Genomic DNA, 25,022 nt, shown 5'->3' with positions numbered 1-25,022 from the left:
TTGACGCGCCCTCGAAGCGAGCAGTAACGATCCCGGTTCGCTCGCAGCGCAATCGCCTGTGGTACGCCTAACGCGGGGCAATCGTCGGGCCCAAAAATCCACCGAAACAGGGGCGTTCCCGCCTAAGATCGGGGCGTGGCACAAAAGACAAACTCCCAGACGGCAGCCTACGATGCAGCGAACCTTCAAGTCCTCGAAGGCCTCGAAGCCGTACGTAAACGCCCAGGTATGTACATCGGCTCGACGGATTCGCGCGGCCTTATGCACTGCCTGTGGGAGATTCTTGATAACGCGGTTGACGAGGCCCTCGGCGGTTTTGGCGACGAGATCACGATCATCCTCCACCCCGACGGCTCGATCGAAGTTCAGGACAAAGCGCGAGGCGTCCCGATCGACAAGGAGCCGCGCACGGGGCTCACGGGCGTCGAAGTCGTTTACACCAAGCTGCACGCGGGTGGGAAGTTCGGCGGCGGTTCATACTCGAATTCGGGCGGCCTCCACGGCGTCGGTGCATCGGTCGTCAACGCGCTGAGTTCTCGCATGGACGTCGAGGTTGACCGAGGCGGCAAAACCTACGCCATGAGTTTCCAGCGAGGCATCGCGGGCACTTTTGACGATCAGGGCGCGCCCGATCCTGCCTCGCCGTTTACGAAGTTCACAGGCGCAGGTGAATTGCGCGAGATCGGCAAGGTCAAGCGAGGCGTCACTGGCACGCGCGTGCGCTACTGGGTCGATTCGCAGATCTTTATCAAAGGAGCCCACGTCGTCCTCGACGAGATTCAGCGCCGCGCCCGCCAAACGGCGTTCCTCGTCCCAGGGCTCACAATCGTTCTTCTCGATAGGCGCGAAGAGCGCACCCCCGAACAGAGCGAGCGCACCGTCTTCCACTACGCGGGCGGTATCTCCGAATTTGTCGACTATCTCGCGAAGGACCAGAAAATCACCGACGTGATTCGGCTGACGGGATCGGGCGACTACACGGAAACCGTGCCGGTTCTCGATAAGAGCGGCCACATGGTCTCCAAGGACGTGAGCCGTACGTGCGAAGTCGATATCGCTTTGCGGTGGGGTGCGGATTACGACACGACCGTTCGGAGTTTCGTCAACATTGTCGCAACGCCCAAGGGCGGAACCCACGTCACCGGCTTTGAGCAGGCGCTCGTCAAGGTCGTCCGTAAGGCAGTCGATGCGCAATCGCGCCGCGTGAAATTCAACGCGAAGAAAGAAAAGATCGAAAAGGACGACACCCTCGCGGGCCTCACCGCGGTGGTCACCGTTCGTATCGATGAACCACAGTTCGAGGGCCAAACGAAAGAAGTCCTCGGGACCCCCGCCGCGCGTCAGATCGTCGCGAAAGTTGTCGAGCGTGAACTCGGCGCATTCCTCGCATCGACCAAGAAGGGCGAAAAAGAGCAGGCGGCGCTCGTTGTAGACAAGGTCGTGAGCGAGATGCGGGCGCGCGTGGCTGCACGCATGCACAAGGAAGTTTCGCGCCGGAAGAACGCGCTCGAATCCTCGACCATGCCCACGAAGCTCGCTGACTGCCGCCACACCGGGATCGACCGCTCCGAGCTCTTTATCGTCGAGGGTGACTCGGCACTCGGCACCGCGAAAAGCGCACGCGACTCGGAATTTCAGGCGCTCCTGCCGATCCGCGGCAAGATCCTCAACGTGCAAAAAGCCTCGATTACGGACATGCTCAAAAACGCCGAATGCGCCAATATCATCCAGGTGATTGGGGCCGGTTCCGGTCGCACGTTCGATATTGAGCAGGCGCGCTACGGCAAAATCGTCATGATGACCGATGCTGACGTCGACGGCGCCCATATTCGCACCCTCCTGCTCACGCTTTTCCACCGCTACATGCGCCCGCTCATCGAGCAAGGCCGCATCTACGCGGCAGTGCCCCCTCTGCACCGCCTCGAAATTATTCACGGCGGTTCGAAGAAGAACGAGTACGTGTACACGTACTCCGAGAAGGAACTGCAACAGCTTCTCAAGAAGCTCGAGCGTTCGAAGAAGCGGTACAAGGAGCCTATTCAGCGCTACAAGGGCCTTGGTGAAATGGACGCCGATCAGCTCGCGGACACGACCATGGACCCGTCGCAGCGCCTGCTTCGTCGCGTGACTATTCAGGATGCCGAATCGGCCGATCGCGTGTTCGAGCTCCTCATGGGCTCCGAGGTCGCCCCTCGCAAGCAGTTCATCGTCGAAGGCGCGGAAGAACTCGACGCCGAGAGGATCGACGCCTAGAGCTCAGCTGTGCTCGAGGGTATAGCGCGCCGTGAGAGTGTGCGTCGTTCCTGGGGCGAGATGCACAGTTCCGCCTTCGCTCACCGCAGTTTCGACGCACACGAATCGCGTCCATTCGCTGTCGGGAATGTCGGCGGTGGCGGCGACGTCCGCCTGCCACGGCGTCCACACGACCGTGCGGCTTGCGCCGTGCTGGTCGATGACCATCCGACGCGCGGCACCGGGGTCGGTCAACACGAGCGGCGGTGCTGCTTCGAAGACCAGGTCGGTGGGGGCGCAGAAGCGGAGGACCGAGGGGCCTAGGCCCGCGGTGCGAGAGCGGGCAGCATCGGTGTAGGGAACGTTCTCGAGGCCTCCGACGGTTGCCTCGCGCACGTCGCTCACGAGGAAATACGTGTGGAACGCCGCCTCAAGGTCGAGGGGTGTGCCGCCTGCGGTGACGTCCAGGCTGAGCTCGAGTGTCGCGCCCGCACGGACGTGCAGCCTGGCCGCTTCTACTTCGAACCCGAGATAGTTGCGGATCTCAGCGAGGTCGAGGGAGACGTTGATGGTGCCGTCGGGGGTGACCTCAACGCTTGCAAGCTTCCACTGGGCACGCCGGAACCATCCGTGTTGTGGCTCTTCGGTGCCCGAGTTTCCGCGGCCAAACCACGGGCCTATGAGCGGGACTCCGCCGCGGATGTGATGCCCGGGAGTGAACGTCGCAAGGGGCGAGAGCCACAGGGTCTCGTCATGACCGTTCGGGATCCAGCTCGTCACGTGGCCGCCGGACAGCGAGAGATCGAGGGCGCATGCGTGAGTGCGGGCGCTCAGTACGGTGGCGCCCTCGCGCTCGCTGAGCGTCACGCCGTCGGGAATGGTTAGTGGCGTCATGACAGGGAGCCTACCGAGGCGATCGGGAGCGTGAGGGGCGAGCCGGATCCGTCTCGCCTGGCGATCGGCGAAGGAAGGTCGATGGGAGCGCCGGCATCCGAACATGCGAGTGCGGGCGAATTGACGATCCATGCGGAGATCAGCACGTCTTCGCCGCGCAGGAAGCGATGGCAGCGAACGCCACCTGTCGCTCGTCCCTTCGCCGGGTATTCCGAGGCGGCGGAAACCTTGAGCGAGCCTGATTGGACTCCGTCGAGTGCGCTCGAGGAGCCCGCGACGGTCACGACTTCGCCGGGTTTCGTGACATCGAAGGCGCCGAATCCGATGACCGCGTCGCCCTCGCCGAGCTTGATACCGGCGACGCCCGAGCCGCTGCGTCCCTGGGGACGCACGCCCGAGGCGGGGAAGTGGAGGAGGTGAGCGTGGGCGGTGATAAAGGCCAGATCCATGTCGGCATCGTCGCGCATGTCGACGACGCCCACGACACGGTCGTCACCCTTGAGCGTCACGATGTCGAAACCGTCCGACTTCGGGAAGTCTCTGTTGACGCGCTTGACGACGCCGTTCGCGGTACCGAGCGCGATGCCGCCTTTGTCGGTTTCACCTTCGGGAAGGTCGAGCCGCACGAGGCCCACGACCGTTTCACCTTTCTCGAGCGAGAGGAGGTCGGTCAAGCGTGTTCCGCCCGCGATCGACGAGGATCCGGCCGAAGGTGCGAGCGCAGGAAGGTCGACGACATCGACGTGGAGGAGACGACCGAGGTCGGTGACGGCGCCAATCACGGAGCGTGTCGTTGTGCTCACGCGTGCACGGATGACATCGTGTTGCGAGCGCGTGTGCGCATCGGCATTTACGGCGTCGATGCGCGGGACCCTGGCAACGAGTCCGGTTCCGGACAGGAGGACATCGCACGGCGCGTCTTCGATCTCGAGGCTCGCGGGCGTGGCTTTGGCCTTCGCGGCATCGGCCTCGAGGAGGATCGTTCGGCGCGGCGTTCCATGCTCTTCGGCGACGGCCTGAAGCTCTGCGCTCACAACGCGGTGGAGCGCAGCCTCCTCGGAGAGAATTTCCAGCAGCTCTGCGATCTCGCGTTCGAGTTCGTCGCGCTCTGACTCGAGCTCGAGCCGCGAGAACTTTGTGAGTCGGCGAAGACGCAGTTCGAGAATGTATTCGGCCTGTGCACTCGAAAGGTCGAAGACGGCCATGAGACGCTCGCGCGCACTCTCGACCGTGTCCGAGGAGCGAATTATCTGAATGACCTCGTCGATGTCGACGATCGCGATGAGGAGGCCCTCAACGAGGTGGAGACGATCGCGCCGCTTGCCGAGACGGAACTCAGTGCGGCGACGCACGACGTCGATGCGGTGATCGAGGAAGACGCGCAAGAGCGGTTTGAGGCCGAGCGTGCGGGGTTGCCCGTTCACGAGCGCGACATTGTTAATGCCGAAGGAATCCTCCATGGGGGTGTGCTTGTACAGCTGCTGGAGGACTGCCTCGGGATTGAAGCCGCTCTTGAGGGTGAGCACGAGCCGCATTCCGTTCTTGCGGTCGGAGAGGTCCTGGTAGTCGCTAATGCCCTGGACCTTCTTGGCCTGCACTGCATCGCGGAGCTTTTCGGCGATTTTCTCCGGGCCGATCTGGTAGGGCAGTTCGGTCACGACGATCGCCTTCTTGCGGCTCGTGACATTCTCGACTTTGGTGGTCGCGCGCATCTTGAAAGTTCCGCGGCCGGTCTCGTAGGCGTCACGGATACCGTCGAGCCCTACGATGCGGCCACCGCTTGGAAGATCGGGGCCGGGAACGAAGCGCATAAGGTCCTCGAGCGAGGCCTCTGGATTGTCGAGGAGGTGACGCGCAGCCGCGATGACCTCGACGAGGTTGTGGGGCGCCATGTTGGTGGCCATGCCCACCGCGATACCCGCGGCGCCGTTGACGAGGAGGTTCGGGTATTGGGCGGGCAGGACTTCCGGCTGGAGAAGCTGATTGTCGTAGTTCGGCACCATGGTGACGACGTCCTCGTCGAGCGAGGCCGTCATCAGGAGCGCGGCCTTAGCCATGCGCGCCTCGGTGTAGCGGGCGGCCGCGGGGCCGTTGTCGAGCGAGCCAAAGTTGCCGTGGCCATCCACGAGGGGCAGGCGCATGTTGAAGTCTTGCGCGAGCCTCACGAGTGCGTCGTAGATCGCGGAGTCACCGTGCGGGTGGAGCTTACCCATCACATCGCCGACCACACGCTGGCTCTTCACGTGCCCCTTATCGGGGCGAAGGCCCATGTTGTCCATCGTGTAGAGAATCCTGCGCTGAACAGGCTTGAGGCCATCGCGGGCGTCGGGGAGCGCGCGGGAGTAGATCACCGAATACGCGTACTCAAGGAAGGACGTCTCCATCTCGCTCGTGACGTCGATGTCGACGATGTTTTCCTTGATCGGCTCCGGGGCGGGCGTAGAGGTACGTGAGGCCATGCAAACCATTGTGCCAGCGTCAATCCCACATACGGCGCAGGCGGCGAACGTAGAATTGTCACATGGCACGAGGAAGGCGAAGTGCGAAAGGGCGCGCACACGGTGGGCTCTACCCCGAGTGGTGGTCCTCCTACGAATGCGCGGCAAACGGCATGGGCATCCTCGTTCGGCCTCTCACGCCCGCGGATGCCCGTGCACTCGAGGCCTTTTACGGCGTTTTATCTCAGCGAACGCGGTATCAGCGGTTTTTCACGTCGAAGCAGTCGCTTAGCCGCGATGAGCTCAAGCGGCTCACGCGCGTCGATGGACGTGATCGCATCGCCCTCGGTGCGTTCCGGGGGGAACAGATCGTCGGCGTCGCGCGTTTCACCCGGACCGCTCCCACGGTTGCGGACCTCGCGTGCGTCGTGGCCGACCATCTCCAGGGGCAGGGATTTGGTACAGTACTTCTCGAGCGCCTCACCGAACTCGCACGTTCGGTTGGGGTCGAGACCTTCACCGCAGATGTCCTCGCTGACAACGACGCGATGTTCCGCGTCCTCGAGCGTTTGGGTTTCGCTCTCGAGCGTGGCGAGGCGGAAGAAGGGGCCGTGGCCCTTTCATGGAGCGCGGTTCCGACGGCTGCCACCGATGAGGCGCGCCGCGATCGCGTACGTCGAGCCGAGGCCGCATCCATGTCGCTGTTGTTTGACGCGACGTCGATCATGGTCGTTGGGGCAAGTCGACGGCGCGACCAAGTAGGGGCGCAGATCATTCGCGGGCTTATCGCAAGCGGTTTCAACGGCACTATTTTCCCCGTGAATCCCGAGGCTTACGAGATCAACGGGTTGAAGAGTTTTGGAAGCATCGCCGATGTGCCAGGCCCCGTCGACCTCGCTGTCCTCGCCCTCCGGCCCGACCGTTGTATCTCGGCCATAGATGATCTCGCGGACCGCGGCGTGAAGGCAGCGGTCGTGGTGAGCGCAGGTTTTGCCGACGCGGGCGATGAAGGCTATGCCGCGCAAGAAGCGCTCGTGCACGCTGCTCGAAAGCACGGAATCCGCATTCTGGGCCCCTCGTCCCTCGGCTTCTTTAGAACGGGGGAGAACCCCCTCAACGTATCTTTGTCTCCACGAACCTCGGAACGTGGAACGATCGCGATGGCGGGGCAGTCAACGGCGCTCAGCGCGATGATCCTCGCGGGGGCTGATTCACGTGGCTTGCGGGTGAAGGAATTTCTTTCCGCGGGAAATCGCGCAGACCTATCCCTGACGGACGCTCTTGAACGCTGGCGCGAGGATGAGGACATCGAGCTCGTCGCACTCTCGCTCGAGTCCCTCGGCGACCCAGCGCGCCTCATCTCCCACATAGAGGCCCTTTCGGCGCGCGTGCCCGTGCTCATCGTGCGCCCGCCGAACGAACCTGAGCGAGGGCCCGCCGACACCGCGCGTCAGTCCTCGACGCTTCCCGATGACGCGATTAATCAGATCCTCGACCGTGCCGGAGCCTTGCGCACCCAGAGTGTCGACCACCTCCTCGATACCCTTGCTCTGCTATCCCGCGAGGGGCGCGCGCACGGCACTCGCGTGGGCCTTCTCTCGAATTCGAGTGCGCTTGGTGCGACCTTGCGCGCCGCCGCGCACGAGGCTGGACTCGACGTGCGAAGTGAGAACTTCCGCGTGCCGATCGTCGGCGACGACCGGTTCGTTTCGCGCGCCTTCACGGCGATGGCCGCGCCCGGGGGAGTGGACTGCGTTATCGCCGCGATTCTGGACACTCAGCGCGTGGATCTCATCCATCTCGCCGAGGCTCTCGCGACCCTCGCCTCCGGCTCCGCCGTCCAGGTGCTCATGGTCGTCGTGAGCGATGAGCCCCGCGTTCGCGTGCTCAGGTCCGCGCTTCGCGAAAACCCGAACCTGCCGCCGGTATTCGCCACTGCATCCCGTGCAAGCGAGGCTCTGGCCACGTCGCTGCGGGCTGCGCACACGCGTGCACACAGGCGCCCCTCTGCGCACGCTCCTCGAACCCTGACCGCCGCTCAACTCGATGACGCGCGCACGGCCCTTGCGTCATCCCAATTTCCACGAGCCCTCCTCAGCGCTCTCAACCTCCCGTATAACGATGTGCGCAGGGCTCGCGAGCACGAGTGCGAGCTTCGTATTCGGCTCGACCGGGATGAAGCCCTCGGACCGATCCTCTCTCTCGCACTCACCGGAATCGCCTACGAGGTCTTTGGCGATGCGTCCTATGCGCGCTTACCGCTTCACGGCGGCACAGCGGAGGCCATGCTCGAGGAACTTGTCGCGGTGAGCGTGCTTGATGCCGCCGCTCCACGTGGTTCGCATGGCCGCGCGCTTCTCACGAGCGCCATCGATACTCTCGCTTCTGCATTCCTCGAGCTTGAAGACCTCACGTCGCTCACTCTGAGCCCAGTGCGAGTGAATGCCCGTGGGATAGAGATCAGCGGATGCGAGGCAACCGTCGGACCACGCCACCTGAGCACGCCTGACCTCACTACACTGGAACCATGAGCCTTCCACCGACACTTCTCACGGAACTTGAGCTTGCCGGATATTTTCCCGACACGGCCCGCGCCGCTCTTGAGCGTGCGGTGCGCGATGCCCGAATCCGCAGCTATCTCGTGAGGCCCGAGACCACATTCGACGGGCCGGAAGTGCGACGTCACCTCACGATCCTCGCGCTCACGGACGACCATTTGCTCATCGTGCATCTCGACGATGAGAGCGCGGATGCACTCAATCCCACCCAGGTCATTGTGTCGACCGAACGCGTGAAACTTGCTCGCGTGGGCAATCTCGCGCTTGCCCAGGCGTACGACACTGACGGAACCGCGATCGCACCGCGCGAAGCAGAGGTGACGCTCGGCCTCAGTTGGGGCGCGAACCGCAGGCTCGATGTGCAGCCCGCATGGTGCGATGACCCCCAATGCAGCGCCGACCACGGCTACACGGGTGAGAGTCGCGAGGCCGACCTCGTGCTGAGGGTGAGCGCACTCGCCGACGGCGAGCAGGCCATCGCCGACGCACTCGCGTTTTTCGATTCTCTCTACGACGCTACGCAATGACCGCCCCCGTCGATTGGCGCGAGGGCACGCCCCGCCTCGTGCGAAAGTGGCGTGACGCGCTCGAGGACGGTTCAGGGCGCGACCTCTTGATCCTCGTCGACGGCCTAGGCTTTGAGGCGCTTGAGCGTGCGAGGGCACACGCTCGGTTTTTCCGTGCCCACGCGAGGGAGATCGAACGAGAGACGACCATCGCGCCCGCGACCACGACGAGCGTGCTCGCCTCACTCTTCACGGGGCTCGCGCCGCTCAGCCACGGCATCCTCGGCTATGAAGGGCTTACGGCGAGCGGCTCCCGAGTCAACAATCTTACGGGTGCTAAGGACCTTGGGCCGCGCGAGTGGATTCGCGTGGATATTTCCGAGCAGCGCCAGCAGCGGCGGGTCGCGCACGTGGGGCCCGCACGCTACCGCACGAGCTTCCTCACGGGAATGCTCCAGCCCGCCGAACACTGGGACTTCTTCGGCTACTCCTCACCCGGAGGCCGGATCGGTGCCCTGCGAAAGGCACTCGCTCACGTGGGCGATAACGGTGCGTGCTATCTTCACGCTCCTGAAATCGACAAGGCTGGGCATCGCTATGGGCCAGGCTCAACCGCGTGGCTCGACGCTCTCGAGGATACGGATAGGTTCCTCGGCACGCTCATGCGTGCGCTTCCTCCACGGACCCGGGTGAGTATCACCGCTGATCACGGCATGATCCCCGCCAACTTTGACCACATTGCCGATCTCGCCCAGGCGCCCGCTCCGCTTTCGCGGTGCACGGGCGTCGCGGGGGAGGGGCGCGCACTCATGGTTCGGTTCAACAGTTCCGACGGTAGCCCACCCCTCGCCGATCTTCGCGACTGGGTAGGGGAGCGGGGCCTCGTTCTCGACGCCGAACAGATGCTTTCGAGCGGTCTGCTCGGCGACCCGGGTTTCGCCGATTCGCGGGTGGTGCACGAACGCCTCGGAGATGCCCTCATCTTTGCGCGGGGACACCACCAATTCACTCACACCGGCTTCGTGTCAGCGGCCTCTCTCGAGCAGCGCGGCGTGCACGGCTCGCTGAGCGAGGCCGAACTTTTCGTGCCGTTCCTTCAAATCGAGGTGTGAGTGGCGTCTTGAGGTGGAGGTGTCAGTCCCTGTGCCCGAAGACGATGTCATCCCATGACGGAATCGAAGCGCGCTGGCGCTTGGGCTTCTTCGCTGGCTTCTTTGGCTCATCGTCAAAGCCCGGAAGTGGTGTGAGCTGAGAGTCCTCGTCTCCGCCTTCTTCGGCTGACTCTTCGGTGCCATCGGCGGCCGGTGCGGTTTCTGCGGCGTCCTCGGCCGGCTCTTCGCCCTCGGGAGTCTCGTCTTCGCGAGGGTCCTCTTCGGAGGCCGAGGGGTCGTGCGCGGGGTCAGGAGCTTCGCTCAGATCCTCGGGAGCCTCGACATAGGAGACTTCCTCGGTGTCGAAAGAATCAGCGTGAACCTTGCGGTCATGGTGCCGCGCGGTAATCGGCACGATACGCACGGGGGCGGGGCGTTCCTCGCTCACAGGTTCGGGTTCCTCGCTGGCCGAAGGAGCCGGATCGGATGGTTCTTCTGGCGTGTATTCCTCGAGGCTCTGCCAGGGCGAGGTTTCTGTGGCGTCGGTCGAGTGCTCGAGCTGCGGCTCGGGCTGTGACACGGGTGCCTGCTGGCCGTGGTCGACAGACGGCGTGCCGCGGCGCGCATTGAGCTCATCGAGCTCACGCTCTGAAATGGGGGTGGTCGTCGCAGGAGTCTGGGCCGAACGAGGTGATTCGCCCTCTTCGACGTTGAACACGTGTGCGCGCTGCGCCTTGAAGCGGGGGCGCGCGGAGGGAGCCTCGGGTGCCACTTCGGAATCCGAAAGCCAGCGGGCCTCGTTGTCCTCGGCTGTCACGACGCGGTTCGGAAGATCGGCCTGCCACGTTGCGATGCGCGAGCGACCACCCGCGACGAAGGTGAGCTGGAGAGTCCAGGTACCGTCGCTTCGGCGCCACGCGTCCCAGTCGATGTCGTCTTCAACCCCTCGCGCACGGAGGCGAGGCTCAACAACATCGATGAGTTTTTCTGTTCCGCCTTTGGACGTGCGGAATTCTTGAGCACGACGGGCCGTGTGATCGCGTTCTGCTCGCACGGGCCCCTCGTAGCGCTTCACATGCTCAACATCCATGTCCGCAAGCTCGGCGATCGACTCGACTGTCGAGCCACCCCTGAGCATGGCTTGGATGTCTTTCGGTCGCAGCGCGGACGAATGGGACTGCTGAATGAGGCCAACGGACGAGGCATCGCGGCGCACCGCCGCGCGCAAAGCCTCATCAATGCGCACCGTGTACCGCTCGCCCTCAGCATCGAGCAGAATGAGGTGATCGGAGTTCTCGTGCAATCCGCCGAGTGTGAGCTCGCGCATTAAACGGCCTTCTTTCTCTGTCGAGGTCTCGCGTGCTGCCAATACTAAAGGGCCGGCCTCGAAAAATACTGCTGACACGTCGAGGTCAGAGCGATCGCGGCCATAGAGGCGCGAGGAGCGGAACTCTGGTATCTTCTTCGGACAGCTTGCAAAGTGAGAGCCAACCTGGGAGAATTCCCGCCGTTGCTCAACTCCGCATTTGGCGCCAAACCCCCAGCGCCCCAGACCCCCGTGAAAGAGAATCATGGCCACCGATTACGACGCCCCATTCAAGAAGGACGACGACTCGAGCGAGGACTCGATTGAGGAACTCAAGGGGCGCCGGAACGATAACGCCTCGCCTGCCGTTGACGAAGACGAAGCCGAAGCTGCCGAGGGGTTCGAACTTCCCGGTGCCGACCTTTCCAACGAGGAACTCTCGGTAACCGTGCTGCCTCGTCAGGTTGACGAATTCACGTGTGGCTCGTGCTTCCTTGTGAAGCACCGCAGCCAGATCGATCACGTCGAGGGCAAGCTCATCATTTGTAAAGAATGCTCGGGCGACTGAAACCCTGCGAACCTTTAGCGGGTGTGCGAGGAAGAATCCTCGTGCGCCCGTTTTTTCTGCGCGGTTTTGAGAGCCAAGGCAAAATCTTCGGGGCGTCGTAGCGATAACACGAGTGCGGGTGTCGGGTCGTCGGGGTCGATAACCGGTACTTCAACGCCGGTCGAAATCCATCCGCGTACAACTCGAAAATCAAGAGGGCGAATGTCCGGCCCCAGAATTTTTTCGAAATCCGCTTTGTTCAGGATGCGCGGTTCACCGAGAACATCCACCTCGATGCGCGCGGGGCCTGCGGCAACCACATCCGCGCGGACCTCCACCACGGGCGAGGAGGCGACGAGAAGCGCCGGAAAGAAAGCCCCGAGGGTGATGGCGGTGGCAATACCGACGATCTCGCTCAATGGAGTAAGAATCGCCCCCAGCAAAACACCGAAGATAATCGCGATGCACACGACAAATGGGCCGGGATGGAGGCGCTCATGAAACAGGGAGGTCATGGCTGCCATCGTCTCACATGCCTCGAGGCGTACACGCGTCGCGCCTTGGGCTCGTCTCTATACGTGCCGCACCACGCACCCAGGAATCAGCGAGAAGAACCCGCGCGGGGATAGGCTTGAGACATGAGTGAAAACGCCACGGCATCCACGGCGTCGGCGGTCGAACTTCAGACCGTGTGCGACGCTCCAGAACTCTCGCTCACACGAGCGCACGCCGACGACGCGGGACTTGATCTCGCGAGTGCCATTGACTACGAGCTCGCCCCCGGTGAACGCGCTCTCATTCCCACGGGAGTGAGGATCGCGCTTCCGTCGGCTACCGTCGGACTTGTGTGCCCCCGTTCGGGGCTCGCCGCAAAGCATGGCATCACAATTGTGAATGGTCCCGGGATTGTGGATGAGGGCTACCGTGGCGAACTCAAGGTTGCCCTTCTCAACACGGACCGGAGCGACACTCTTCGCATTTCCCGCGGTGATCGCATCGCGCAACTCGTGATCGTCCCGATTCTGCGCCCGCGCATCGTGGACGTGGATTCTCTCGACGAAGCAGAGCGAGGCGAAGCAGGTTTTGGCTCGAGCGGCGGCTTTTCTTCGACCGCTGTCAGCACAGGAAACGAGGCATAGTCATGGGACTTTTTGGACGCTCAAAGAGGAAGGCTGCGCCCGCTGAAAACGTGCAGGCTTCTGAGGATCACGCCCCTGAACCAGAAGAGGTGAAGGGACCTTACGACATCGCGGACGCGCCCGACGACGAGCGACTCGATTTCGGATCGCTGCAGATCCCCGCACGCGAGGGTATGAGCATCGCCGTTGAGGTCGAGCAACGCTCGAGGGCTGTCACGGGCCTCACCCTGACCTACGGGGATTCCCAGGTCCAGGTCAATGCGTTCGCGGCTCCCAAAAGCGAAGGGCTGTGGGATGAGATCCGGAAGTCCTTGCGCGAATCGATCGCGTCGCAAGGCGGGACAACTGAAACGCGCGAGGGGACGTTCGGCACCGAGCTTTACGCTCGTATCCCGATCGCCGTCAAGGGATCGAACTCGCGCGCGCACCGACCCATGCGTTTCGTGGGTATCGATGGTCCCCGCTGGTTCTTGCGCGCTGTCATTTCCGGTGCCGCACTGCAGGCGGGACCGATCCGCGAAGAGATCGAGGACATCATTCGCTCAATCGTCGTCGTTCGCGGTTCGATGGCGAAGGCACCCCGCGAGGTACTCGAGTTGACGATTCCTGGGGAAGGTGCTGCGACTGCGCTCCCGGATGAAACCGACCCGCTCGGTCAGGGGCCCACAATCGCCGAAGTGAGGTAGCGCGTGAGCGTCTTTGCGAAGGCGAAGGAAATCCTGAACGTCTCATCGGCGGTCACCGATGATGAGGATGACGGCCTCGCGGATCGCGATGAGATTGGTTCGATCACCTCGCGTCGCCGCGCCCGCTGCCTCGGCACGGTGAGCTCGATCGTCGTGCAGCCGGCCGGCCGCGACCCGAAGCTCGACGTCGAGCTACACGACGGCACGGGAAGGCTCGCACTCGTCTGGCTCGGGCGGCAATCAATCGCAGGCATCGAGCCTGGGACACGTCTCGAAGTCGAGGGGTTTGTGGGTCTTCGCGGCCGCAAACGCCTCATGTACAACCCGCGCTACGCAATCCACGGTGTAAAGGACGACGGCCAGTGACCTCTCCTTCTTCTGCTCCCGAGCCACCCGCAACCGGCCTCAAGGCGAGTTTTTCCTCCAAGGAATACAGCGTCGTGGACGCGATCGGCGGTGTGCGCGGGCTAGTCGAGTCGGTCGTGCCGACTCTCCTTTTCGTCATCCTGTTCTTGCTCACTCGCAACGTCGTCATCGCAAGCGCCGCCTCGCTTGCCGTTGTGGCTATTGCCCTCATCTGGCGGATTGTCACGAAAAGCCAGGTCACGCCGGCGATAAGCGGCGCAATTGGGGTGGCTCTTGGGGCGTTCATCGCCATTAAAAGCGGCAACGGAAGCGGCTTTTATGTGCCGGGCCTTGTCACGAACGCCGTGTACGCCATCGGACTTCTGCTCTCTGTGCTCGTGAGACATCCCGCCGTGGGCTATGTCGCAGCGATCGTTGACCCGCGCGTGGCCCAGTGGCGATCGTCAAAAGCGGGCATGCACACCTACACCTCTTCCACGCTCCTTTTTGCAGGACTTTTCGTGCTCAAGGTCGCGGTGCAGGCCCCGCTGTATTTCGCGGGAGCGACGGACGCGCTCGGCGTAGCCAAACTGCTCATGGGAATACCCGCGTTTGTGCTCGTGACCTACGCGGTTTTTCTGCAGCACCGAGCGCTCGTGGGGCGTATGGAATCCGACGCCTCCCGCGCCTCACACCCTTCTGCGCCGAGCGCGTGAAGCCTGCGAGCGCCGGGCTCGTGGCTCATCCGCGCGGCGTCTAGTCGTCGTCCTCATCCGCGTCGCGAACGACTGGAAGCGCTGCGGTGGTTTCTTCAAGATCGCGGGGGACGACCGTGTGCTGGAGCGTGGTCAGGCACGAGCGGTGTGCGAGAAAGAGGAGTTCATCGCGCGGCTCAAGGGCTTCGGACTGCGCCGGGGGGCGCGGATGCCCCTCGCGTACGACGCCCACGAGCGTCGCGCTTGATGGCCACGTGACGTCGCCGATGTCCTTGCCGACGATCGGGGAGGTTTCCGGAACCGTAATTTCGACCATGTCCGTCTCGGACTTTGCGAACGAAAACATGGTGACAACGGTGCCGACGCTCACGGCTTCCTCAACGAGGGACGTCATGATGCGCGGGGTCGAGACCGCAACGTCAACGCCCCAGGCGTCGTCGAACATCCACTCGTTGCGAGGGTGGTTGACGCGACCGACGGTGCGGGGAACCCCGAACTCTGTCTTGGCGAGAAGCGAGACGACGAGGTTGACCTTGTCATCGCCCGTCGCTGCAACGACGACGTCCGCCTCGGCGAGCTGCGCACGCTCGAGGACATCGAGCTCAGCGGCATCGCCCTGTACCCACGAGACGTCCTCGAGGCCGGGCCGTGCCTCTTCAAGGTCGACCAGGGTAACGGTGCGGCCTTTATCGATGAGCTCGCGCGCGATACTCCGACCGACGCTTCCTGCGCCTACGATGACGATTTTCATTCGGCTTCCTCCTCGAATCGGTGGGTGAGAAGCGCGGTGACTTCACCCTCGCGGGTCGTTTCGAGTGCGAGGTGAACGATGTCCTCTTCCTGGATGCGGTAGTCGCGAGCGGGCAGGGTTCCCTCGCCGTATCGGGTGACGAACGCGACGCGCGAAGCGGTCAGCTCCTCGAGGTCTGCAAGGGTCGTGCCTACCCAACTTGAGTGGAAATCGCACGCAAGAATCGACACGTTCCCGGAGATGTCTTGAAATTCGCGAGCTGACTGCCCGGGGATGAGTCGCGTGAGCATCTGGTTCGTCGTCCAGCGGGCCGTGGGCACCGTCGCGATGCCAAGGCGTTCGTAGACCTCGGCGCGTTTGGGGTCGTAGATGCGAGCGACAACGTTGCGGATCCCGTACAGCTGTCTCGCTGCACGTGCCGCGATAATGTTCGAGTTGTCCCCGCCCGCAACGGCGGCGAACGCGACCGCTTCGTCGCATCGCGCGCGTTCGAGGGAGCGGCGATCGAAACCAATTCCGTGGACTTTGAGGCCCGTGAAATCATCGGGGAGCATACGGAAGGCCTTGTCGTTGCGGTCAATGATCGCTACCGAATGCCCAATTGCCTGGAGCTTCGTGGCGAGCGTGGCGCCGACGCGGCCGCAGCCCATGATGACGATATGCATTGAGTGATCCTCGCGCAGATGCGGATGTCTAGAGCGTGACGGGTAGTGCCCGTGCATCGCCCAGCCTAGCGCGCACATCGGCGAAGGGATGTGTGCAAGCGGTGCGGATGTGCGTCTGACGTGGGCGCGGAGTAGATTAATCGTGTGCTTGGCCCCTTTGCTTCTGTCAAACGCATCGTCATCGGGCGTCCGTTCAGTTCCGATCGCCTTGCGCGCCAGCGCCTTCCCAAACGCTTTGCAATCCCCTCCTTTGCCGCCGATACCGTCAGCGCACTCGCGTACGCACCAGACGAAATCATCCTCACGCTCGGCTTGTCAGGCGTCGGCCTTCTCGCACTAAGCCCGTGGGTAGCTCTCGCCGTTGTTGCCGTTATGGCCATCGTGGTGACGGCCCACATCAATGTGATCGAGGAGTTTCCGGGCGGTGGCAGCGACTTTGTTGTTGCTCGCACAACCCTTGGACCCCATGCGGGGCGTCTCGCTGGCGCCGCACTCGTGACCGACTATGTGCTCACGGTCGCTGTCGCCACCTCGCAGGCCGGCGCGTACATCGGCGGTGCCATGAGCGCCCTCGCCCCTTTCCAAACCGGCATTGCGATCGCGATCGTTGCGCTCCTCGCTCTCGTGAACCTCCGAGGAGCGCGGGAGTCAGCGCGTTTCGTAAGTCTGCCCGTGTACGGCTTCATCGGCCTCATAGCTGTGACACTCATGTGGGGCGGAATTGAAGCGATGCGTGGAACTCTCGGCATGTCGCCGCAGGCCGGTAGCATCCCAGAACCGGGAGAGGGGGCGCCGGCTGCCCTCACCGTACTCGGGGGAATCCTGGTTCTCGCACGAGCCTTCTCCAGCGGTCTGCCCGTCGTGTCAGGGATCAAAGCCATCACCAACACCGTGCCCGTCTTTCAACCACCGAAGGCTCGCAACGCGCGGATCACTCTCGTCATCTCCGGTGCGCTCACGGCGACACTTTTCGTCGGGGTGATGGTCCTTGCCAGTGCCACCGGGGTATCCCTTTCTCCTCGCCAAGCGGGCGGGGCTCGCGTGAGTGAAGCGATCCCGGTCCTCGGGCAGATCGCCGAAGCGATCTTCGGGCCAGGGTCGATCATGGCCATTGCAATGCTCGCGATGGCAACTCTCGTGCTCTGCATCGCTGCGAACACTGCGTTCACGGGTCTCCCCGTTCTGACGGCTGCTCTCGCGCGCACCGGGTATGTCCCTCGCGTCTTTGCCGCACGGGGCGACAGGCTCGTATACTCCAACGGTATTTTGCTTCTCGCAGCACTCGCGGGCGTTGTCGTTCTCGCGACCGGAGCCAACATCACGCTGCTGATTCACATGTACGTCGTGGGTGTGTTTACCACCTTCACGATCGGCCAGTTCGGCATGTTCCGTCACTACACGAAGAAATACCGCCTCGCGGTACGGCTCAAGGAACGCCAGCGCTACGGCCGTAAACGCGTCGTGAGCATCGTTGCTGCCGTGTGCCTGACTGTGGTGCTGCTTACCGTCGCGACCGCAAACTTCCTCCTCGGAGCCTGGGTCACGCTCAGTGCCGTCGCCCTTATGTGGGGCGTGATGACGATCGTGAGTCGTTACTACGCACGGATCTCCTCGCGCCTCGCTCTCGAAAAAAACGACGACTGCGGCCGCTGGCCTATCGCCGCACCCGCACCCCTCGATGGCAAGGACCCCACGCGCGGAATCGTGCTCCTCACGCAGCTCAACAGGCCAGCGGTTCATGCCATTAAGAAGGCGATGAGCTCGCCGCACCTGAGTCTCCAAGCTGTCGCGGTGAGAACCAACGACTCGGCGATCGACAAGCTCAGCTCTGAATGGCTCCGGCGCGAAATTCCCATCCCGCTTCGCGTCATTAACTCGCCATATCGTGATCTGCTCGCGCCTCTCGACGATTACGTGCGATCTTTTACACGCACCTATCCGCGCGACGCTGTCGTTGTCTACATTCCGGAATATCTCGTGGGACACTGGTGGGAGTCGATCATGCACAATCACGTGCTCAGGCGAGTGACGACGCGGCTCGATAAGTACGAGCGTGTGTCTATTTGCCCGGTCCCCTGGGATCTCAACGATCCCGAGCACAGCGCATAGATCGTGACCATCCCGACCACTGTCGTCAAGGAGTGCACCCCATGACCCATCCTGCGTCTGAGCGTCCCGAAGAAGTCCAGGAGCTCGCAGGGGAGGGGCGGCTCATCACGGTGACGGTCGACAAGCCCGCGCATGGAGGAACGTTCGTCGCCCGGCACGACGGCCGCGTTGTTTTCGTTCGCGGCGCTTGCCCCGGAGAAACGGTCGTCGCTGAGCTCCTTCCCGAGTCGAGCTCGAATGCGCGCTTTTGGCGTGCCGAAACAATCGACGTGATCGAGGCCGGCCCTGACCGAGTACCGAGCGCATGGCCTGAATCCGGTTACGAAGGGATCGGTGGGGCCGACTACGCCCACATCCGTATCGAAGCCCAGCGGCGCATCAAAACCGAAGTTCTTCAGGAACTTATGACTCGCGCGCGAATCACCAGCTACCCGATCGAAGACATTCAGATCGAACCCGCGCGTGACGACCACACGGGCCTCGGCTGGCGCTCCCGCGTTCGGTTTGCCGTCGACAACGGCAAGGTGGGCATGCGCGGATGGCGCTCCCATGACATTCACGCAGTCGGCTCCAACCCGCTTGCCCACCCCGTCATCCAGGGCCTCGGCATCGGGGTATGGAAGGCCCCGAGCGGGGTCGTAGCAGTCGATGTCGCAGCCCCGAGCGGAAGCAGCCCCGCGATCATTGTGCGCGCCGAAAAAGAGTTGAGTCTCGAGGAGCTTAACCTCCCCGCAGGCTGCGACAAGGCGAGTGTTCTGCTCACCACCCGCGCGGCCACGACCACGCTTCGAGGCGACGACACCGTTCGCGAAATAGTCGGCGACGACACTTTCACGCTCTACGCCGGTGGTTTCTGGCAGGTGCATGTCGATGCGCCTCGCCTCCTCACAGCCGCCGTCGGACAGGCCCTCGACGCCCGCGAAGGCGAGTGCGTCTGGGATCTATACGCCGGGGCGGGCCTCTTCTCCGTCCCTGCCGCCCGCGCGGTTGGAGCTGAAGGCGAACTCGTGAGCGTCGAAGGCGCGGAGCGAGCGAGCGCTGACGCCGCTTCCAACCTTGCCGCATACCCCCAGGCCAGGACCGTGAGTGCTGACGTTCGCGACTTCCTCGCTCGCTCCACCGAGGGTGCCGACCGCGTCGTCATGGATCCGCCGCGCGCAGGCGTCGGCGAAGCCGCGATGGCACGCCTCGCCGAGCTCACGCGAACGCGCATGGTGTACGTGTCGTGCGAACCCTCGACCCTCGCCCGTGACCTGCGCGTTGCCGAGCACGAAGGGTGGGCCATCACTGACTTCCAGGTCTTCGACCTCTACCCCCACACCCACCACATGGAATGCGTCGTGAAGCTCGAACGAGCCGCGCGATAATTCTGATAACGATCGACCCCACTATCGATTGGAGACCCCATGAGCACGGTGAATTCATTCGGTGCCAAGACATCCCTGACCGTCAATGCGCGCGAATACGAGATTTATGCCCTCGATGCCGTCGAAGGTTACCGTCGGCTTCCCTACAGTTTGAAAGTGCTGCTCGAAAACCTCCTGCGCACCGAGGACGGCGAAAACATCACTGCGGCGCACGTCCAGGCTCTCGCCGGATGGGACCCGAACGCTGAGCCGAGCGAAGAAATCCAATTCACGCCGGCGCGCGTCATCATGCAAGACTTCACCGGCGTGCCGTGCATCGTCGACCTGGCAACAATGCGCGAAGCCATGAGTGAGCTCGGCGGAGACCCCTCGAAAATCAATCCGCTCGCCCCTGCGGAAATGGTGATCGACCACTCCGTCATGATCGACGTCGCCGGCCGCGTCGATGCACTCGAGCTCAATATGGACCTCGAGTTTGAACGCAACCGCGAACGCTACCAGTTCCTTCGTTGGGGCCAGGGCGCCTTCGATGACTTCAAGGTTGTCCCGCCGGGCACGGGCATCGTCCACCAGGTCAACATCGAGTACCTCGCCCGGACCGTTATGACCCGCGAAGTCGACGGCGCCTTGCGCGCCTATCCCGATTCGTGCGTGGGCACTGATTCCCACACGACCATGGTTAACGGCCTCGGCGTGCTCGGCTGGGGTGTTGGCGGTATCGAAGCAGAAGCAGCGATGCTCGGCCAGCCCGTCTCGATGCTTATCCCGCGAGTCGTCGGCTTCAAGCTCACGGGAGAGATTCCGCCCGCGGCCACCGCTACCGACGTGGTTCTTACCATCACCGAAATGCTGCGTGCGCACGGTGTCGTCGGCAAGTTCGTGGAGTTCTACGGCGAAGGTGTCGCGCAGGTTCCCCTCGCCAACCGCGCCACGATCGGGAATATGAGCCCCGAGTTTGGTTCGACCGCCGCCATTTTCCCAATCGACGACATCACCCTGGACTACCTTCGCCTCACGGGTCGCGACGACGAACACGTCGCCCTTGTGGAGGCCTACGCAAAACGTCAGGGGCTTTGGCATGACCCGAAGCGGGAAGCGGAGTACTCCGAGTACCTCGAGCTTGACCTTGCAACCGTCGTCCCCTCGATCGCCGGACCAAAGCGCCCGCAGGACCGCATCGTGCTCACCGACGCCAAAGAAAGCTTCGCGAAATCCCTGCCGGCCTATGCCGAGAACACCTCGAATCCCACAGCGGTCAAGGGAGCTGATTACACGATCGACCACGGCATCGTCTCGATCGCCTCGATCACGTCGTGCACTAACACCTCGAACCCATCGGTTATGATGGCCGCAGGGTTGCTGGCGAAGAACGCGACTGAGCGCGGCCTCGAAGTAAAGCCCTGGGTGAAGACCTCCATGGCGCCAGGCTCGAAGGTCGTCACCGACTACTACGAGAAGGCCGGCCTATGGCCGTTCCTCGAGAAACTCGGTTTCCACCTCGTCGGGTACGGCTGTACAACCTGCATCGGCAACTCCGGCCCCCTCGCCCCTGAGATCTCCGAAGCCATTGCCGAGGGTGATCTTGCCGTGACCGCTGTGCTGTCGGGCAACCGCAACTTCGAGGGGCGTATCAACCCGGACGTCAAGATGAACTACCTGGCCTCGCCGCCCCTTGTCATCGCCTACGCCCTCGCGGGCACCATGGACTTCGACTTCGACACCGACCCGCTCGGGCGCGATGCCGACGGCAACGAGGTCTTTTTGCGAGACATCTGGCCAAACCCCACCGAGGTCGAGCGGACGATCGCCGAGAACATCACGCAGGAGATGTTCGAAAACGACTACTCCGATGTCTTCGCCGGCGATGAACGCTGGCGCGGCCTCGACACTCCCGACGGTGACACGTTCGAGTGGAGCGAAGACTCGACCTACGTGCGCAAACCTCCGTACTTCGAGGGGATGAGTATGGAGCTTGATGCCATTCGTGACATCGAAGGTGCGCGCGTACTCGTGAAGGTTGGCGACTCGACGACGACCGACCATATCTCGCCTGCCGGCGCCATCAAGGCCGACTCGCCCGCCGGGCGGTACCTGCGTGAGCACGGCGTGGACCGCAAGGATTTCAACTCCTACGGCTCGCGCCGCGGCAACCACGAGGTCATGATCCGTGGCACCTTCGCGAACATCCGTCTCAAAAACCTTCTTCTCGACGGCGTCGAAGGTGGATCCACGAGGAACTTCCTCACCGGTGAGCAGAGCTTCATTTACGATGCCGCGCAGGACTACGCCGAAGCGGGAATCCCGCTCGTCGTCCTCGCCGGCAAGGAGTACGGCACCGGCTCGTCTCGCGACTGGGCAGCCAAAGGCACGAAGCTGCTGGGCGTGCGCGCGGTCATCGCCGAGAGCTACGAGCGCATTCACCGCTCAAACCTGATTGGCATGGGCGTGCTGCCGCTGCAGTACCCCGCTGGCGAGTCGGCTGAAAGCCTCGACCTCACGGGCGAAGAAACCTTCTCCATTTCTGGCGCGAGCGCTCTCAACGAAGGCATCACCCCGAAAACCGTCTCCGTACGCGCAACACGCGAAGGTGCAGAGCCCATCGAGTTCGAGGCGATCGTGCGCATCGATACCCCGGGCGAGGCCGACTACTTCCGTGCCGGAGGTATCCTCCAGTACGTGCTTCGCTCGCTCGCCCAATAAGAGCACACGCTCCGCTTGTCCACAGTCCGCGCGACACTTGTTGCGCGGACTGTAGCGTTCTGGTTGGCTATGTGACATGGGCCTCGCTCGGGGGAGTGGGGTGATAGTGGACCGGATCGGGGGAGTGCATGTTGAGCGGGCGAGCGCGGGCTTGTGGTGTTTTTAGTGTTGTCGCGTTGGTGGCGGCGGGGTTGGTCGGCTGTGGTGGGGGTGAGTCTGCTGGCGGTCCGACGCTTGCCGCGACTCCATCGGCCTCTTCGACCAGTAGCGATGCTGCCGGCTCGAACGGCGGCGGTGCTAGTGACGGCGGTGGGGAAGAGTCCTCTCGCACAGCGAATCTTCCTCCGGAGAATGCGGCGCTCAAGGCTCCTGATTTCGAGGATTACACTGATGTCTCCACAATCGTGAGGACGGCGGAGGGGTAAAACGGGTATCGAAAGGGGCCGCTTCGTGATGAAGCGGCCCCTTCGAAGGATCCCGTGCGGGAAGCGCAATCGTTAGATCATTCCGCAGGGATCTCGTGGTAGGAGGTGAAATCCTTCTCGGTAGGCTTGTCGGCCTCAACGCCGGCCTCTGCCTTCGCTGCCTCATCGGCCTTAGCCTGAGCGTCCTTGAGTTCGTTCTCAGCCTTCAACGCGGCTTGGCTGTCAGCGCCGGCTTTCGACTCTGCTTTACCCACAGACTCGGTCTGCCTATCGACCTTAGCCTGCTGCGCAGCACGTGCCTTCTCAGCTTCGGGAGCGGCAGCTTCCGCATCAGCGAGTTCATGATCGGCGGTCGTCGAAGCCTCGGTGCTCTCGGTATTGCGCTGCTCAGCGTCCTGCTTAGCGGCTTCGGCGTCCGCGACTTCCTTCGCGCTCTTATCGGCTTCGGCCTGCGCCTCGTCGACCTCGGTCCGAGCGTCAGCGATCTTGGAGTCGAGATCCTTGAGCTCCTCGATCTTTGGAGCGTCACTCAGTGAAGAGATGCGCTCATCCACCCCGCGCTGCACACCCTTGGTATAGTCGAGGCCTTCCTTGCCGCCTTCCCACTTCTCATATTCGGTGGTATTGCGATCGTCGACCTCGTAGGTGAGCTTCGAGCCGCCGGTGGCAGCGATTGCGCCGTCGGGCACGTACTCGCCTTCGAGATTTTCAGGCATCGCCTTCGACTTCGGCTCGCGGGTGTCGGAGTTCGCGAGGCGCGCGTCTTCCTTGAGGTAGAAAGTGTTCGTGCCGTACACCTGGCCGTCATCGCTCTTCGCAAGGCCGAGACCAGCGTGAGAGAATCGTTCGTCCAGCATGTTCGCGTTGTGGGCATCGGAATCGTGCCACTTCTTGAACAGATCGTCGGCGCACTCATCGACGCTGGACGCATCCAGGTCACACGTCGCCTGAATGACGTTTTCGCCGCTGTAGCCAGTTTTGTCCTTGTTGGAGTGCTTGAGCTCCTTGCTCGTCGCCATGCTTGTGGACCACTTGGCAGCCTCATCGTTGAACACGGGCGCGTACACGAGCTCGTTCAAACCGTTCTTCACACGGTACGCATTGATGCGTTCGGCGACAGCATCCGAGAGGGCGCGAAGCTGATTTTGCTCATCGAGCGCGGAGTACAGAACTGAGCTGCCCTGTTCGAGCTGCTCCCGCTCGCCCGAAAGCGCCGCAAGCTGCTTCGTGGCGTCGCCAAACTTCCGATCAGCATCCTGCTTAGCCTTCTGAGCCGCGGCGAGCTTTGCGTCAGCAGCCTCGACGTCGGCGGCAGCCTTCTCAGCCTCAACCTTGAGCTTAGCGGCGAGATCGCGCTTTGCTGCAAGATCGCCGTCACCCGGCATTGCCGCGATCAGCTCATCGAGTTTCGCCTTCTCGCGTTCGTAGGCAGCCCTCGATTCTTCGGCCTTTGCACGCGAGGATTCTGCCTCGCGGCGCGCCCTATCGAGCTCGGTGTTAGCGCGAGCGGACGCGTTGCGAGCTGACTGGAGATTGTTGTTCCAATCCTTGAGCGCGGCGTTGTAGCCTTCTTCGTCAAAGGCTGCGATAGTGACGGTCTTCTTTGGCTTATTCGGCTTGCTCGGGTTACTCGGGCGCTCCGGCTGAGAGGTGCCGTCAGACTTACCTGGCTTCCTACCAGGCTTACCCGAATCGCCGCGGTGATCGCCTGGCTTATTCGGCTCGGGAGCCGCGACGATCGTCCCGTTCTTCTCGCCGCCAGTGTTGTCTTGAGCCGGCTTCGGTGCCGCCGGTTTCGAGGCGGGATTGTCCTCGACCGGAGTGGAGTTCTGGTCGGGGGTTTTCGCGGGCGGAATGGGCGTATCCGATTCGCTGCGAGCGAGTGCGGTCTCCGGGGTGATCTCAAAACCGGACTTGTTGTCGTTGCCGCGGCCATCCGTGGGGGCTTTGCCGGCGTTCAGTTCGGAGTTGTTGTCTACGCCGCTGTTGCCCGATTCACCGATGCGGCTGGCATCCTGACCGAAAGAACGGTTTTTCTTCCTCGCCCACCGCTGGGCGAGAGATTCGTTTGAGTGGTCCTCGTCGTCTTCTCCTGACTGCGTCGATTCGGTTGCCGCAGCGCCAGAGCCCGCTTGGTTGTCGCTTGTGCCATTCGGTGACGTCGACGCGCTCGAAGAGGAGTCGGCAGACGTCGACATACTCGGGGAAGGCCGCGAGGCGGCGTGGTTGGCCGCGCTTCCGCCCGAACATGCGGCTAATAGCGACAAAGAAAGACCAAGGCCGATCACCGGCCCAAGCTTCTTACGGGTGAAGGTCATAGGGATTCTCTTTTCTGTTCGTCACGGTTACCGCCACTGCACTCAACCTGTGCATCGGTTGCCAGGGAACGCGGGAGTGGAGACGGTGGATCTGCGTCCGCTCATCGGCTTGGGCCGCTAGGGATACTACTATCCGCGTATATTTTTACGTAGGCGAAGAGCGACGAGGGCGTTACAAAATCGTAACAATACGGTGAACTCTTCTTCCGCGTCGCGCCAGAGCCCCTGC

The 25,022-nt window shown here is 62.9% G+C and carries 19 protein-coding genes; 12 read left to right on the top strand and 7 right to left on the bottom strand.

From position 1 onward, the window contains the following. Positions 1 to 135 precede the first annotated feature (135 nt). A complete protein-coding gene (locus tag E6X30_RS01490) occupies positions 136 to 2,253 on the top strand; it encodes a DNA topoisomerase IV subunit B (protein WP_316335588.1) in 2,118 nt (705 codons plus the stop codon). Positions 2,254 to 2,256: 3 nt separating this feature from the next. On the opposite strand, the gene E6X30_RS01485 is transcribed toward E6X30_RS01490, so the two are convergent. Together E6X30_RS01485 and E6X30_RS01480 are read right to left on the bottom strand one after the other, a co-directional pair. Beyond that, positions 2,257 to 3,126 carry a D-hexose-6-phosphate mutarotase gene (locus tag E6X30_RS01485; protein ID WP_316335587.1) on the bottom strand — a complete coding sequence of 290 codons (870 nt, stop codon included), beginning with the start codon at positions 3,124 to 3,126 and terminating at the stop codon, positions 2,257 to 2,259. Next, positions 3,123 to 5,585 carry a DNA topoisomerase IV subunit A gene (locus tag E6X30_RS01480; protein ID WP_316335586.1) on the bottom strand — a complete coding sequence of 821 codons (2,463 nt, stop codon included), beginning with the start codon at positions 5,583 to 5,585 and terminating at the stop codon, positions 3,123 to 3,125. The genes E6X30_RS01485 and E6X30_RS01480 overlap by 4 nt, the downstream gene beginning before the upstream one ends. 62 nt (positions 5,586 to 5,647) lie before the next feature. Between E6X30_RS01480 and E6X30_RS01475 the strand changes: the two genes are divergently transcribed. The 3 genes from E6X30_RS01475 to E6X30_RS01465 are packed head-to-tail and all read left to right on the top strand — an operon-like array spanning position 5,648 to position 9,740. Beyond that, positions 5,648 to 8,095 carry a GNAT family N-acetyltransferase gene (locus E6X30_RS01475; protein WP_070436093.1) on the top strand — a complete coding sequence of 816 codons (2,448 nt, stop codon included), beginning with the start codon at positions 5,648 to 5,650 and terminating at the stop codon, positions 8,093 to 8,095. Next, the gene (locus E6X30_RS01470; protein WP_016664670.1) at positions 8,092 to 8,649 is read left to right on the top strand and encodes a DUF5998 family protein; all 558 of its coding nucleotides are present in this window, start codon (positions 8,092 to 8,094) and stop codon (positions 8,647 to 8,649) included. Before E6X30_RS01475 ends, E6X30_RS01470 begins: the two co-directional genes overlap by 4 nt. Next, positions 8,646 to 9,740: an alkaline phosphatase family protein gene (locus E6X30_RS01465; RefSeq protein ID WP_070436092.1), complete on the top strand. Its 1,095-nt coding sequence runs from the start codon at positions 8,646 to 8,648 to the stop codon at positions 9,738 to 9,740. Before E6X30_RS01470 ends, E6X30_RS01465 begins: the two co-directional genes overlap by 4 nt. Before the next feature lie 22 nt (positions 9,741 to 9,762). On the opposite strand, the gene sepH is transcribed toward E6X30_RS01465, so the two are convergent. After that, the gene (gene sepH / locus E6X30_RS01460) at positions 9,763 to 11,046 is read right to left on the bottom strand and encodes a septation protein SepH (protein WP_070436091.1); all 1,284 of its coding nucleotides are present in this window, start codon (positions 11,044 to 11,046) and stop codon (positions 9,763 to 9,765) included. Between the two features lie 244 nt (positions 11,047 to 11,290). On the opposite strand from sepH, the gene E6X30_RS01455 reads away from it, so the two are divergent. After that, the gene (locus E6X30_RS01455) at positions 11,291 to 11,593 is read left to right on the top strand and encodes a DUF4193 domain-containing protein (protein ID WP_016664667.1); all 303 of its coding nucleotides are present in this window, start codon (positions 11,291 to 11,293) and stop codon (positions 11,591 to 11,593) included. 14 nt (positions 11,594 to 11,607) lie between these two features. Here E6X30_RS01455 and E6X30_RS01450 read toward each other — a convergent pair whose 3' ends face one another. Beyond that, positions 11,608 to 12,087 (bottom strand): DUF3093 domain-containing protein, encoded by a 480-nt coding sequence (locus E6X30_RS01450; protein ID WP_168161944.1) that lies wholly within the window; start codon positions 12,085 to 12,087, stop codon positions 11,608 to 11,610. A gap of 123 nt (positions 12,088 to 12,210) precedes the next feature. Between E6X30_RS01450 and dut the strand changes: the two genes are divergently transcribed. Genes dut through E6X30_RS01430 form a run of 4 tightly spaced genes read left to right on the top strand, consistent with a single transcriptional unit; the run spans position 12,211 to position 14,458 of the window. Then, positions 12,211 to 12,711, top strand: a complete 501-nt coding sequence (gene dut, locus E6X30_RS01445; RefSeq protein ID WP_034373341.1) for a dUTP diphosphatase — start codon at positions 12,211 to 12,213, stop codon at positions 12,709 to 12,711. Between the two features lie 2 nt (positions 12,712 to 12,713). Beyond that, entirely contained in the window at positions 12,714 to 13,397 is a 684-nt protein-coding gene (locus tag E6X30_RS01440) for a DUF3710 domain-containing protein (RefSeq protein WP_034373338.1), read from the top strand. 3 nt (positions 13,398 to 13,400) lie between these two features. After that, positions 13,401 to 13,763 (top strand): OB-fold nucleic acid binding domain-containing protein, encoded by a 363-nt coding sequence (locus E6X30_RS01435; RefSeq protein WP_070436089.1) that lies wholly within the window; start codon positions 13,401 to 13,403, stop codon positions 13,761 to 13,763. Continuing rightward, complete coding sequence (locus E6X30_RS01430; RefSeq protein WP_016664662.1) at positions 13,760 to 14,458, top strand: DUF3159 domain-containing protein; 699 nt, start codon at positions 13,760 to 13,762, stop codon at positions 14,456 to 14,458. Before E6X30_RS01435 ends, E6X30_RS01430 begins: the two co-directional genes overlap by 4 nt. Positions 14,459 to 14,498: 40 nt before the next feature. Here E6X30_RS01430 and E6X30_RS01425 read toward each other — a convergent pair whose 3' ends face one another. Together E6X30_RS01425 and E6X30_RS01420 are read right to left on the bottom strand one after the other, a co-directional pair. Then, complete coding sequence (locus E6X30_RS01425) at positions 14,499 to 15,209, bottom strand: TrkA family potassium uptake protein (RefSeq protein WP_034373330.1); 711 nt, start codon at positions 15,207 to 15,209, stop codon at positions 14,499 to 14,501. Further along, positions 15,206 to 15,874 (bottom strand): TrkA family potassium uptake protein, encoded by a 669-nt coding sequence (locus E6X30_RS01420; RefSeq protein WP_016664660.1) that lies wholly within the window; start codon positions 15,872 to 15,874, stop codon positions 15,206 to 15,208. The genes E6X30_RS01425 and E6X30_RS01420 overlap by 4 nt, the downstream gene beginning before the upstream one ends. Positions 15,875 to 16,018: 144 nt before the next feature. Here E6X30_RS01420 and E6X30_RS01415 point away from each other — a divergent pair, with 144 nt between their 5' ends. From E6X30_RS01415 to acnA, 3 genes are read left to right on the top strand one after another with little or no spacing between them, the layout of a single operon-like run. After that, positions 16,019 to 17,983: an APC family permease gene (locus E6X30_RS01415; protein ID WP_070436088.1), complete on the top strand. Its 1,965-nt coding sequence runs from the start codon at positions 16,019 to 16,021 to the stop codon at positions 17,981 to 17,983. A gap of 41 nt (positions 17,984 to 18,024) precedes the next feature. Then, positions 18,025 to 19,350: a class I SAM-dependent RNA methyltransferase gene (locus tag E6X30_RS01410; protein ID WP_070458540.1), complete on the top strand. Its 1,326-nt coding sequence runs from the start codon at positions 18,025 to 18,027 to the stop codon at positions 19,348 to 19,350. A 39-nt stretch (positions 19,351 to 19,389) separates the two neighbouring features. Further along, positions 19,390 to 22,050, top strand: a complete 2,661-nt coding sequence (gene acnA, locus E6X30_RS01405; RefSeq protein ID WP_316335585.1) for an aconitate hydratase AcnA — start codon at positions 19,390 to 19,392, stop codon at positions 22,048 to 22,050. 502 nt (positions 22,051 to 22,552) lie between these two features. Here acnA and E6X30_RS01400 read toward each other — a convergent pair. Further along, on the bottom strand, positions 22,553 to 24,793 hold the full coding sequence (locus E6X30_RS01400; RefSeq protein ID WP_316335584.1) for a CAP domain-containing protein: 2,241 nt from the start codon (positions 24,791 to 24,793) through the stop codon (positions 22,553 to 22,555). Positions 24,794 to 25,022: the final 229 nt, after the last annotated feature.

This window comes from Dermabacter sp., from assembly GCF_032550575.1.
Classification (GTDB): Bacteria; Actinomycetota; Actinomycetes; order Actinomycetales; family Dermabacteraceae; genus Dermabacter; species Dermabacter hominis.
Note: the sequence above shows the minus strand (reverse complement) of the source record. Positions and strands in the feature narration are given on the sequence as shown.